The sequence below is a fragment of the Pseudoalteromonas sp. DL-6 genome (genome assembly GCF_004328665.1).
Classification (GTDB): domain Bacteria; phylum Pseudomonadota; class Gammaproteobacteria; order Enterobacterales; family Alteromonadaceae; genus Pseudoalteromonas.
Genome location: NZ_CP019770.1, coordinates 2,659,537 through 2,673,089, shown reverse-complemented (window position 1 = coordinate 2,673,089; position 13,553 = coordinate 2,659,537). Strand labels below are relative to the sequence as shown.

At 40.3% G+C, this 13,553-nt stretch carries 8 protein-coding genes; 6 read left to right on the top strand and 2 right to left on the bottom strand.

What is annotated here, in order from left to right:
* Nucleotides 1–23: 23 nt before the first annotated feature.
* The gene (locus B1F84_RS12515) at nucleotides 24–1,256 is read right to left on the bottom strand and encodes a TMEM143 family protein (RefSeq protein ID WP_131691611.1); all 1,233 of its coding nucleotides are present in this window, start codon (nucleotides 1,254–1,256) and stop codon (nucleotides 24–26) included.
* 146 nt (nucleotides 1,257–1,402) lie between these two features.
* Between B1F84_RS12515 and B1F84_RS12510 the strand changes: the two genes are divergently transcribed.
* From B1F84_RS12510 to B1F84_RS12500, 3 genes are all read left to right on the top strand, one after another.
* A complete protein-coding gene (locus B1F84_RS12510; RefSeq protein WP_008111219.1) occupies nucleotides 1,403–1,987 on the top strand; it encodes a VTT domain-containing protein in 585 nt (194 codons plus the stop codon).
* A gap of 64 nt (nucleotides 1,988–2,051) precedes the next feature.
* Nucleotides 2,052–2,951 (top strand): GGDEF domain-containing protein, encoded by a 900-nt coding sequence (locus tag B1F84_RS12505; RefSeq protein ID WP_131691932.1) that lies wholly within the window; start codon nucleotides 2,052–2,054, stop codon nucleotides 2,949–2,951.
* 75 nt (nucleotides 2,952–3,026) lie between these two features.
* Nucleotides 3,027–5,630, top strand: a complete 2,604-nt coding sequence (locus B1F84_RS12500; protein WP_131691610.1) for a DUF2339 domain-containing protein — start codon at nucleotides 3,027–3,029, stop codon at nucleotides 5,628–5,630.
* 42 nt (nucleotides 5,631–5,672) lie between these two features.
* On the opposite strand, the gene B1F84_RS12495 is transcribed toward B1F84_RS12500, so the two are convergent.
* Entirely contained in the window at nucleotides 5,673–9,113 is a 3,441-nt protein-coding gene (locus tag B1F84_RS12495; protein WP_131691609.1) for a PAS-domain containing protein, read from the bottom strand.
* Nucleotides 9,114–9,574: 461 nt separating this feature from the next.
* Here B1F84_RS12495 and B1F84_RS12490 point away from each other — a divergent pair, with 461 nt between their 5' ends.
* The 3 genes from B1F84_RS12490 to B1F84_RS12480 all read left to right on the top strand — a co-directional run bounded on the left by B1F84_RS12490 (nucleotide 9,575) and on the right by B1F84_RS12480 (nucleotide 13,551).
* Nucleotides 9,575–9,838, top strand: coding sequence for a DUF4212 domain-containing protein (locus tag B1F84_RS12490; RefSeq protein ID WP_008464847.1), 264 nt, complete (start codon nucleotides 9,575–9,577; stop codon nucleotides 9,836–9,838).
* A 10-nt stretch (nucleotides 9,839–9,848) separates the two neighbouring features.
* On the top strand, nucleotides 9,849–11,573 hold the full coding sequence (locus B1F84_RS12485) for a sodium:solute symporter family protein (protein WP_013465754.1): 1,725 nt from the start codon (nucleotides 9,849–9,851) through the stop codon (nucleotides 11,571–11,573).
* Between the two features lie 139 nt (nucleotides 11,574–11,712).
* Nucleotides 11,713–13,551, top strand: coding sequence for a DUF294 nucleotidyltransferase-like domain-containing protein (locus tag B1F84_RS12480; RefSeq protein WP_131691608.1), 1,839 nt, complete (start codon nucleotides 11,713–11,715; stop codon nucleotides 13,549–13,551).
* Nucleotides 13,552–13,553 lie beyond the last annotated feature (2 nt).

Below are 13,553 nucleotides of genomic sequence, written 5' to 3'. Positions count from 1 at the left end.
CTTTTTTTTAAGTAAGGAGTTGCTTAGTTATATTGAAATAGGCTATCCCAGCGCTCATCTAATATGGCTTTTGCGCGCTCTAGATTTACTGCTTTATATAGGGTGTTTGTGCAAGTTACTAAATGCATACGTTCAAGCTTTTCAAGCGCGTCGCTAATTTCAAAATCTAGCTCGCATTGGTACTTAGTTTTAAACCACGTTTCTATTTGCTCATCAAGCGCGTGTGCGCTTAAGGCATTTTTAGATTTTAGTAAAAACGTATAAGCAAGCAGGGCTTCTTTAATGTCTTCTTCTTCGGCGGCGTCTATTAGTGTATGAAAAACACCGGCGTTGTTATCAAGGTTTTTAAAGTAAAGATTATCGCTCAGTGCTTTCATAAATTTAATTTTACGGTTTTTAAATTTACTCCACTCTTTAAACACAAAACTGCCAAATACTCCAATACCAATGGCTAACGTAATAAAGTGCTGCTGAGTCATGGTAACGGCTTTATCACTAAACCCTCCCCAAAATGTAAACAAAGCAAACAGTAAAAGTAATGAGGCGCCCAGTTTGGTAACTAATACTACCGCACCGCCAATAAGTGCCGATGAGCCAATAATCACTTTATCAATAGGGCGCATGCGTACTTCGCTATTAGGAAATAGCATTTCTAAGTCAGCTTTTGGCACATTTTGAAATAGTTTTACTATGGTTGAGCTGGGCTCAAACCCCATAGGTAGTTTATTTTTTGATTCAAAATAGGCTTTGTCTTTAAAACGGATAAATACTGCTACGCGATCGTAGTTGGTAAAATGCAGTGGCTTTTTACGTAACCCCCAAAAACTGGTTATGGTTTCGCTCAGCTGTGATTCGCCTCGGCGATAAAAAACCACTTCTTCAAAATCCTCAAACTCCACCTCAAGGCGTACTTTAAAAAGTGATTCTTCGTTGAGTGCATCTTGTAAGTCTTGATGGGTGATCACTTCAAAATTAGCCGCGTTTAATACATTGGCAAAATCTCTAGCAAAATCGCGTTGGCATTGAGCTTTTTGCTCATCAGTCACACTGTTTATTAAACGGGTATCGCTATTTGGATCAAAAGGCGCGTAATTGTTTTTTAATGACTCAAGTGTGCCGTGGTACTGAAAGTGAATTAAGCTGGCTAAAAGTTCACAAAGCTGCTTAAAAGAGGTTTGTTGATCTTTATTAAGCTCTTTGGCGCACATTGTAATGATGTCGTGTTTTCTAAATGGAATGTAGCGAGCAGTTTGCATACAGTGATAATTTTTAAAAGTATAATGTCATGTAAAGATAATAAAGCACTCTTTTGCTGATTACTATGTTGGTTGTATTTCTTCAGGCAGCATTAACCTTATTATGAGATGATTTAATCACTTACCTCATTGCTAACAGGACGTTTATGGCAGTACAAAAAAAGCTCAAGCAAAAAACACGTCAGTTTATTGAGTCTAAAAATATGCTCGGTGGAATTACTATTGCCTCATTTTTAGAATCCACCATAGTGCCCATTCCACTCGAAGCTGTTTTGGTGCCCTTAATGCAGGCAAGGCGCGAAAAACTGTGGCAAATTGCTCTTATGGCAACACTAGGCTGTATTGTGGGGGCGCTATTTGGCTACGCTTTAGGTTATTACTTATTTGATGTGATTGGCGATTGGGTTATCAACACATTCTCAAGCCCTGAGCAGTTTGAAAACGTAAAACAGAAAATGCAGTCACAAGGGTTTTGGTTTGTATTAAGCCTAGGTATCGTGCCTATTCCGTTTCAAATTGCGATGTTGGCCGCTGGCGCGACTAAGTATTCGCTGGCGCTGTTTTTATTAGCAAGCGCTATTGCTCGCTCTATACGTTATTTTGGTTTAGCAATAGTGGTGTATTATGCGGGTAATCAAGCTGAACGTATTATCAGCAAGCACAAAACTAAGGCCATGATTGGACTAACTATTTTAGTTGCGATTGGTTGGATTATAAGCACATTAATTTAAAATTAATCAGTTTTAGTTTATGGTATAGTTTTAATAACAATAATAAATTTAAATACAGCCTATGATGAATCCGGAAAAAGTGAGCCTTAAGCTCAGCCGTTTTGTAAAAATTACCAGATTAAACAAGCTGTTAATTTTAGCTACGCTGGCATTTATTATTGGCTTTTCAATTTTTTCGTTAATGCGCTTCTCTCCAATAGATATAACACAAAATCTCTATGGCTTTACCACTGACTTTATTAATTTAGTGGTTATTTTCACTATTTTCTTTGTGGTGCAATGTTCACAGTTAGCCAAAAAAGCCTATGTATATGTCAGTATCGGTTTGATGCTATGGATTGTAGGCTCTACTGCCGATGTACTTGATGAAGTGACACGCCAACCCTATTGGGTGAGCAACTACATCGAAGATTTATGTAGAACACTCGGCATGTTAATCACCGCTTATGGTTTATTTAAAACCATGCATTTTATGCAGCGAATGCACACCCGCTTGGCGCAAGAATTTATTATAGATGATTTAACTAAAGTGTATAACCGACGCTGCTTTTATCAGCATGTGAAGGGGATTGCTAATAATCCCTATACTGTTTTAATCATAGATATTGATCACTTCAAACGTATTAATGATGACTTTGGTCATGATGTGGGCGATCAGGTGCTGAAAGAATTTGCTAGCAAAGTGAATGCGCTATTTAACAATGAAAATACATTTGCTCGCATAGGGGGAGAGGAATTCGCCGCTTATCTGCCTAGTTATGAGCTTGATGAAGTACTTAACTTCGCGCAGACTATCCTAGAGACTGCTCGCACTATTACCGTGCAAAACCAGCGCTCTTTAACGGTTAGCATTGGTATTGCACATCGTAGCAGTGAGCAGAGCTTTGATAATGTGATGAAACGTGCTGATCAAGCATTATACCGTGCTAAAAAAGCAGGCCGTGATCGCCTTGAGGTTGCTTAAACATAGTAATTTTATGAAATAGACTTCGCTTGTGCTATTTTTGGGAACTCTTGTTGCGAGATAAAAAGGAATTGTATGGATGAGTTAATCGGATTAGCAATTATTATATCTATTGCGATTGTTGCAGGGGCCATATGTGGGTTAGTAGCCTTAGTGCAATTGAACTCCCTTAAACAAGAGGTTGCAGCATTAAAACTAAAACTATTTCAGTTTGAGTTAAATGCAAATGCAGCAATAAATGAAAAATCTCCCGCCGATCCTCAAATAGATAATGCAAAATCTCTACACCGCTCAGATATTCCAGCCGCTGTTTATAAACCAGTGAGCATTAAACCTACATCAGTTCGTAAAACGATAGCTAAAAAACCATCGAGTATTGAACTGCTCTTTAAGCAGTTACGTGCAGGCTTCGAGCAAAATTGGATGACCTGGATTGGTGCTATTGCTTTGGCTTTAGGTGGCGTATTTTTAGCAAAATACAGTTTAGAGGCGGGGCTACTTTCACCAGCAATGAGGCTCAGTGCTGGTGGGTTATTTGGTGTTGGCTTAATCGCAGCGGCGACCTATTTACATTATAAACGAATCGTTTTTGAAGGCTTTAATAATTATATTCCTGCAGCCTTGGCTAGTGGCGGCTTTATAACCTGTTTTGCCTTAATGTTTTTAGCTTATAACAGCTTTAGCATGCTCAGTGCTGAGTGGGCGTTTATTGGCTTAGCAGTTATTGCTCTGTGTGCTAGTGCAATGGCAATAAAGCTAGGCCCTTTACTTGCAGTAATAGGCATTATAGGCGCATACAGTGTCCCTATTTGGGTAAATACGGACAGTGGGCAGTTATTTTCTTTGCTTATTTATGTTGCCCTTGTGAGTGTTGCTGCGACAGTAGTGGCACAAAAAGTAAAGCGTGTTTGGCTGTGGTATTTACTATGGGTAGGGCATATTAGTTGGTATTTGGTTGGACTCACTTTATTTACCTACGACACAGTGTGGTTAATAGGCGCTTTTGCGTTGTTAAGTATTTTAGGATTAATCGCTATTGCACGCTTAGGGTTAACCTTTAAAACCCTTGAAGTACGCCCGCACAGCTTTAAACGGTTAGTTAATTTATTTCCAGATCATGGTTTGTTACTGGCCTTTATTGCGCCTTTAATGGTTGCCATGCTGTTGAGTGTGTTTAATATACAATGGCAAATAGTGGCGTTATTAAGCATCGTTTTACTCCTATTTTTAGTGCTAAAAAATAGTCGTTGGGATGCATGGCAAGGGGTCTCTTTAGTGATTGCGCTGTTATTAGTGATCAGTGCTGAACAAACTTATACCTTTGATGATGCGTTATTTATTTTTAAAAATGAATACGGATTAGGCTTATTACTTGCTCTGGGCTTGAGTGGCTATGGACTTTATTTTGGCAATATATACCCAAAAAGATTAGCCTTTCATTTGCTTGCTTCATTAAGCATGTTTGCATTAGTTGGCGCCTTGTATGCGATGATCCCAAACACGGCTTTAGCAACCGCTTACCCACTTTGGGCGGTGTTGCTATGTTTAATGAGTGCGGTGTTAATAAAATTTACTCAGCATCAAACAACCTTATGGCAGCGCTTTAGTTATTGGGTAGGGGCAAACGCCAATATTACCTTAGCAATTACTATGTTACTCAGCGATAGCGGCCTTACCATTGCTCTGGCTGTTCAAGTATTACTGTTGAGCTTATTAATAAAAAAATACAATGTGGCAATGCCACACTGGCCAATAAAGGCGCTTGTGGCGGCATTACTTTTACGTCTAACCCTATCACCTTGGACGCCTAGTTATGAAGAGCTAACACTATTTGATTTGCATTGGAGCTTAGCTGTTTACCCGCTTTGTATTGGGTTATTTTTTACAGCGGCTAAATGTTTTAATGCTTCACAACTAAAAATATGGCTCGAAGGAGCAGCACTGCATTGCTTAGCGTTATTTGTGACAACCGAAACCAGTTATCAACTGGTAGGGCATTACCCACAACTTTTTTCTTTAAGTTTTTATGAGCAAGTATTACTTAGCTGTAACTTACTTGGCTTAGGCTGCGTTTATTTATACCGTTCGCAAAGTGCTGGGCAATTAGGTCAGTTATACCGTACAGCAGGTCTTATATTATCTGCATTAGCTGGCTTATTGTTAATTAAAACAACGTTGGGTGATAATCCGTTATTAATGCGTCTTTATGTTGGTGAAACGCCAATATTTAACTGGGTGATTTTAATTTGGTTGGTACCGAGCCTACTGGCGTTATGGTTAGCGAGTTTAGTTAAATCGTTAAATGCTAAATTGAGTCAAATTACACTCGGTGTGTCTGGTTTATTAGCGGTATTAGCTATCAACACCTTGATCCGCCAATATTGGCAAGGCGGCTTCATTTACCTTGATAAAGCAACCAGTGACGCTGAACTATATAGCTATTCGGTCATTTGGTTGTTACTGGGTGCACTGGTCGTGATAGCCGGGCATTTAAAGCAGCAACGGTTACTGCAAAATGTTGGTTTAGGTATTCTTGGCGCTGTAATTGTTAAGGTGTTTTTAATTGATATGGCAAACTTAACGGGGCTTTTAAAAGCATTATCCTTCATTGGTTTAGGGCTGTCGCTGGTAGGGCTTAGTTGGTTGTTCCAAAAACTCAGAAAGCGCAATTATAGTTAGGTGTTAGCCCAGTATTTACTGGGCTAACACGTTTATTGAACGTTAAGTACTGTGATTCAGCAGTGCTTTAAGTTTACCTGGTTTTACTGGTTTACTCAGATAATGAATATTTTCAGCTTTGGTGGTTTGTTTTAGCTCAGTGTCACGCACTGCGGTAATTAAAATAGCCGGAATATCGCTTTGCCAAATCTCGCGTAGCGCTTTAATTAACGTAATGCCATCCCAATCATTACCTAATTGATAGTCCATTAAAATAACATCAGGTGCCCCCTGTTCTTTTGCATAAGTTAACACCGCGTCTACTTTATCGAATAGGGTGTAATTTGCTTGCCAGCGTTTCAATAAGCTGGCCATGGCTGCAAGGTTTTCAGGGTCGTCGTCAACGGCAATAATATTTATCGCGGCGCGGTTGTCGACTATATTTTGACTGGTTTGTTTTTGCTGTACTAATTGCGCATCACCATAAGGCACTTCAATACTAAATCGGCTGCCTTTATTGGGTAATGAAACCACATCAATCGGCAGGCTCAATAAATCAGCCATACGTTTAACCACCCCTAGACCTAAGCCAACGCCTTTATTGTCGCCCGCTTCAATTCGGTAAAAGTCGTTAAATATTTTTGCTTGTTCAATATCGCTAATACCTGGGCCGGTATCCCATACTTCAATCCGTAAACTGTGTTTTCTGTTTCTGCAGGCAATTAACACACGGCCATTTTCGGTGTATTTAATCGCATTTGACAGCAAGTTTTGTAGTATTCGACGCAAGTAAGTAATATCGCTGTGTACTATTTGTTGATTTGAACGTACTTTAAATGAAAGTCCTTTATCGCTCGATAAAATCGCATATTCGCTTTTAAGAGGATCTAAAATATCATCAATGCAAAAGTGACGGGGATTTGGGGTCATTGCCCCTTGCTCTAGCTTGGCAATTTCTAATAAAGCCGACATTAAATGCACGGTGGAATCTAGGCTATCACCTAACTTATTAAAATTATTTTTATTGGTGCTATCTAACTGGGTTTCATCAATGGCGGCAAGGTATAAACGTGCCGCATTGAGTGGCTGTAAAATATCATGGCTGGCGAGTGCTAAAAAGCGAGTTTTACTATCATTTGCTTGCTCAGCTTCACGTTTAGCTAAAGTGAGTGCTTGCTCTGTTTGTACGCGGCTATCGATTTGTGCTTGCAGGCTACTATTAATGGTTTGTACTTCTTGGGTGCGCGCTTCAATACGGTTTTCTAAGTCCATATTAATTTCTTCGAGCGCATTTTGCGTACTAATATGATTAGTAATATCAGAAAAACTCGTTACAAACCCCCCGTCAGGCAGTGGGTTACCTATCATTTCGTACACTTGGCCATTTCGACGATGGCGAATAAAATGATGTGAACTGCCATTTTTTAAATGCTGAACCCGTTTATCAACATGGCGGTCAATTTCACCTGGGCCGCATTCACCGCGCTCTGCGTTATACCGTATTATTTCTTCAATAGGCTGGCCAACTTGTAAAAAGCCTTCAGGGTAGTTAAACATTTCGCTGTAGCGCTTATTCCAAGCAACGAGGTTAAGATCTTTATCTACCACAGAGAGTCCGTGGCTTAAGTTTTCTAGTGAGGTAAATAGTAAGTTCTGATTAAACTGCAGTGCTTGTGTGGTTTCATCAAAAAAGTTTACTACTTCTTCAAACGCCATTCGCTTGCCAGACGATACGGTGTGAATAAGTGCTTGCGCAGAAGAGGCACCTAATACGCCTGTCAGTGCGCGTTCGCAGTAGGCAATAAAGTCAGCGCGAGGGTGTGCGTTGTTGTCGTTTAAATCATGATGGAGTGCGTAATGCGATAAAATTTGTTGGCTACGTTGAATACCTAAAAAGGTTTGCAGTAAAATTTTAAAGTCATACACCGTGGCTTTTACGTTTTTATTTAAGCGACGAGATAAAATGGCCTGATCTTTGGGATTAACAAATGCCGCTGCTTGAATTTTATCAATTAAGCGCTCTTCAGCTCCTAGCGAAAAGCTAATGTAACAGCCAATATTAGCAAACAACGCGATTAAGGTGCCTCGAGTTATAAGTGTTTGTTGCAGCTCACTGTCTAGTGGGTTGGGGGCTTCTAAAATAGGCAGCATTAAAAACAGTACCCAACAAATGACCCCAGCGAGTAGCCCGGCATAAACACCATAAGCATGGCCTTTTCGCCAATATAAACCACCCACAATAGCAGGCAATAACTGCGACACCAGTGAGAAAGCCACTAATCCCATACTGGCCAGCGCGCTGCCATTACCAAACCATTGCTGATAGAAGTAGGCTAAAATAAGCACCCCGGCAATGGTAAATCGACGCACTAACAAAATGCGAGATTTGTAGCTGCTAGTGATTAAATTACGTTTAAATTTACGGCGTAACATTAAGGGCAGCACCACATCGTTGGAGATCATGGTACTTAGCGTAAGCGTGGCTACAACAATCATGGCCGTGGCAGCTGAAAGCCCACCTATAAATACAAAGGTGGTTAAAAAAGCATTATCGTGCAGCATAGGCAGTGCCAGTACAAAGCTGTCTGGTGATAAGCTGCGGCCAATTTCTGGATGAATAGCAGCAGTGGCAATAGGTAAAATCATTGCTGCGGTCAATAACAAGTACAATGGAAAAGCCCAGCGAGCAGTGAATAAATGGCGCTTATCTTGGTTATCAACCACGGTTACATGAAATTGGCGTGGCAAACAAATAATAGCCGCTGCCGCCATCAGCGACTGACCTACAAAGTTAAAGCTAAAAAAGTCAAACTGTGCCCAATGCAGCCAAATGGACTCGGCGACTTGGCTAGACCTCTCTGCAGGTAAATTAAATAAGCTATATATTGCAAGCCCTGCTACAGCCCCTAGAGCAAACAACTTTATTAGCGACTCAAACGCAACTGCGAGCATTAAACCTGAGCGATACTCGGTTACATCAACTTTGCGCGTGCCAAAAAATATAGCAAATAGCGCCATCATTAACGTGGCCGATAACGCCAAAATATCCCCAGATATCTGATTACTGCTTTGCAAAAGTAAAAAGCTAGAACTGAGCGCTTTTAATTGCAGAGCAATATAAGGAATAGTGGCCAATAAGGCGATAATGGTCACCATGATGGCGGTGGTTTGGCGTTTACCGTAACGTGCTGAAATAAAGTCGGCAATGGTGGTAATATTTTGTTTTTTACTCACCAATACCAGTTTACGTAAAAAGCCTTGGCCGAAAAAAAACAGTAAAGCGGGCCCTAATAAAATAGGCAAAAAGCTCCAACTACTGGTAGCTGCGGTGCCTACCGAACCATAGTAAGTCCACGAAGTACAATAAATCCCCAATGCAAATGAATACACAAATGGGTGATGACTAATACGCTTGGCCAGTGGCGTGGTCTTATCGCCCCAATTTGCCAGCCAAAACAGCAGACCTATGTAGCCAAAGGCAACGATCAGTAGTACAGCCGTCATGTTTATTTAACCTCATAGAATATTTTTATAATTTGCCATAACTATACCCAAACTATCTCAAGATGCGAGCGTCAGTTGGAGTTTGAAGTAGTTTGCTTATTTACAATACCTAGTTGTGGATAAAGTAGGGGGTATACATTTTATTTATATTATCTATAAATAAAATAACATGCTGATTTATATGCTTTAATTTTTATTTGTCTATTTAGTTAGACTAATGTCTTATTCCCACGGTTTGTTTAAATTTGGCTAAAAACCTCAGTTATTAAAATTCATTAAGCTACTGAAACTAAAGTAGTTCATGGGTTGTTTATTAATCAATCGCTAGCAGTTTACGAAAACGTTAATATGTTGTTACGACTATTGTCGCAATTCAATATTTGAATTGCATTGCTAAATTGGTTAACGAATATAAAAAACCACCCATCACAATCTTGTGATGTTTAAAGGGGAAAATAAAAATGGCTTTTAAAAATGAAGAACAAGCAAAAGCTTATTGGGCAGAAAACATTTCATTACTGTTTAAACTATTAGCAGTATGGTTTGTAGTCTCTTTCGGCTTTGGCATATTACTGGTTGATGTACTTAACGAAGTACGTTTTTTTGGGTTTAAACTTGGCTTCTGGTTCGCCCAGCAAGGCGCGATTTATACCTTTGTAGCTTTGATTTTTGTGTACGTTTTCAAAATGAATACGTTAGATAAAAAATATGGCGTAGACGAATAGGAGCTAATCAATGGATGTTCAAATACTCACATTTATAATCGTCGGTTTAAGCTTTGCGCTTTATATCGGTATTGCAATTTGGGCTCGTGCTGGGTCAACAAATGAATTCTACGTTGCTGGTGGTGGTGTACCTCCACTTGCTAATGGTATGGCAACTGCTGCGGATTGGATGAGTGCTGCGTCATTTATTTCAATGGCGGGTATCATCTCGTTTGCGGGTTACGACGGAAGTGTTTACTTAATGGGGTGGACCGGTGGTTATGTACTACTGGCTATGTGTTTAGCGCCTTACTTACGTAAATTCGGCAAGTTTACCGTGCCAGACTTTATCGGTGACCGTTACTACTCTCGTACAGCGCGTTTAGTGGCTATTTTATGTGCCATCTTTATTTGTTTTACTTACATTGCGGGTCAAATGCGCGGTGTTGGTGTAGTGTTCTCTCGTTTCTTAGAAGTTGAAATTGAAACCGGTGTTTACATCGGTATGATCATTGTTTTCTTCTATGCCGTACTTGGTGGCATGAAAGGTATTACTTACACGCAAGTTGCGCAGTACTGTGTACTAGTATTTGCTTATTTAGTACCGGCTATTTTCATCTCTATGATGGCAACAGGTCACTTTTTTCCACAAACAGGCTTTGGTGCCACGCTAAGTGACGGCTCAGGCATGTATGTATTGGATAAACTAGACGGTTTAAGCACCGAGCTTGGGTTTGGTCAGTACACTGAAGGCTCTAAGAGTATGATTGATGTATTTGCAATCACAGGTGCTCTTATGGTGGGTACAGCCGGTTTACCACACGTAATTGTTCGCTTTTTCACTGTACCTCGCGTTAAAGACACGCGTATTTCAGCTGCGTGGACACTGGTGTTTATTGCTATTGTATACACAACAGCACCCGCAGTAGCTTCGTTTGCCCGTGTAAATATGATTGATACAATTAACGGTAAAGACGGAAGCGGTACAGCGTATGCGGATGCGCCTGCTTGGATCAAAAACTGGGAACGTACGGGCCTAATCACCTTTAATGATAAAAATGGTGACGGCAAAATGTTCTACACATCAGGTAAAATCACTGATCCTAATAGCGCAAACGAAGTAAACGTTGACCGCGATATTATGGTGCTAGCGAACCCTGAAATTGCCGATTTACCAGCCTGGGTTATTGCACTCGTTGCTGCTGGTGGTATTGCCGCGGCACTATCTACTACAGCGGGCTTACTATTGGTAATTTCGACCTCGGTATCGCATGATTTACTTAAACGAACACTCAAACCGGATATAACCGACAAGCAAGAATTACTTGCAGCGAGGTTAGCAGCGATGATTGCTATTGTAATATCCGCTTACTTTGGGATTAACCCGCCAGGATTTGTGGCCTCGGTTGTTGCCTTTGCCTTCGGCTTAGCGGCGGCGAGCTTCTTCCCTGCAATTATTATGGGTATTTTCTCTAAATCAATGAATAAACATGGTGCAATTGCAGGCATGGTAACGGGTATCACCTTTACTGCTGCATACATCATCTACTTCAAGTTTGTGAGTCCAGAGCTTAATAGCCCAGAAAATTGGTTCTTAGGTATTTCACCTGAAGGGATTGGTTTAGTAGGCATGATCATTAACTTTGCAGTAGCTGCAGGTGTTATGAAAATGACTCAACCGACACCAGTTGAAATTCAAGAAATGGTTGAAGGTATTCGTAATCCTAAAGGGTCTAGTGAAGCGCATGCTCACTAATCCATATATCTAATGATATAACGCATCAAAGCCCGACTTAAGTCGGGCTTTTTATTTGTTTAAATAATGGCTACATTAAATAATCGCTATATTAAATAACCATATTTCAGGTTAAGTCGCTTTTTATTGAGGATGATTTATGAGTAGTGAGCAACAGGAAGTCGCGCAGTTTATTAACAAGCAAGCACCATTTTCAATGTTACAGGACAGCGCCTGCAGTTATTTTGTTAACCATCTCGATAGTATTTATTTGACCCGAGAAAACCAAACGCAATGGCTTAACAGTGAACAGCCTAAATTATTTTTAATTCGTTCCGGGTTATACGATTTAGTGGATGCTCAAGGCGATACGGTAACGCGTTTAACTCAAGGTGATTACTTTGGTTACCCCTCGTTACTGACGGGAGATTCAATACAAAACAGTTTAGAAGTACAAAAAGAGGGCATTGTCTATATGCTCGACCAAACGGATTTTGATTACTTACGTCGAGAATATAAAGCATTCGAGCAATACTTTGTTCGTGCTCATGCTAATCGATTGCTGTCATCACATTATAAAAGTAACAACGACAGCTGGTCTGAGCGTAAAATATCAGAGATCATGACTCGCAAAGCGATTACGCTGCCCCCCGATGCCAGCATCCGCCATAGTGCTAAAAAAATGCAAGAGCATGGGATTTCATCAATGATGATCACCGAAAATTCGCATCTTGTTGGAGTAGTTACAGATCGGGATTTACGTAACCGAGTGCTTGCTGATGAAGTGGATCCCGCGCAAGCTATCAATAGTATTATGACCAATAAGCCTAAGTTTATATTTGAAAATAACCGCGTGTTTTCAGCGCTGCACTTAATGCTTAAGCATAATATTCATCATTTACCTGTGCTTGACGAAAACCATAAACCGCTAGGAATGATCACCAGTACAGACTTACTACGCCAACAAAAAAGCGACCCAGTGCAGCTAATTGGTCGTATTTACAAGGCCCATAATGTGGCTGATTTAAAACGTTACGCGAAAGAAATTCCTGAGTTATTAAAAGGGTTTTCAAATAATATTGATGATATTTCGCTGATCGGAAAGTTACTCAGTGGTTTAACCGATGCATTGACCTCGCGGCTAATTTTTTTATTTCAACAACACCATGGCGCCGCGCCAACCAGTTTTAGTTTTATTTGTTTTGGCTCTCAAGCGCGCGAAGAGCAAACACTGCATTCAGATCAAGATAATGGCTTGTTATTACCTGATGGTCTAAACGATGAACAGCACGCATATTTTAAACAGATGGGCGAATTTGTTTGTGAAAACTTAGTTGAGTGCGGCATTCGTCGTTGTCCTGGTAACATAATGGCTAGCAGTGATGCGTGTCGAATGAGTGTTAGTGATTGGCGGGCGAAGTTTTTAAAGTGGATCACCAGTCCCACACCCCAGGCAATGCTCAACTGTAAAATCTTTTTTGATCTGCGTTTTATTGAAGGATCCACCACACTTTATAGCCAGTTTTGTGAAGAGTTGACCCATATTTCTCGCAACGATCTTTTTTATGCGGCAATGGCCAGCGATGTTAATGCTAATAGTGCGCCGATTGGTTTATTCAATAACTTTAAAACCGAAAAAACAGAGCAACACCATAAGTACATCGATCTTAAAAAGCGCGGGGTAGTGATCATTAACGATCTAGCGCGACTTTATGCATTAAAAGTAGGCATTCGCCGTGCTAACACCCAAGAGAGGTTGGATGCTTTATTAAAGTATTCACTATTAAGCAAAGAAGATATTTATAATTTAAAAGATTGTTGGCGATTTTTAACTCAGCTTCGGCTGCGCACGCAAATAAACGAAGAAGGGTTACCTAGTAATTGTATTAACCCAGACAAACTCAATTCGTTAGAGCGTCATCAGCTTAAAGAAGCGTTTTACCTAGTAAAACAAGCGCAGCAAGGCGCGGCGTTTAAATTTGCGCGTGGGAGTTTGTAACA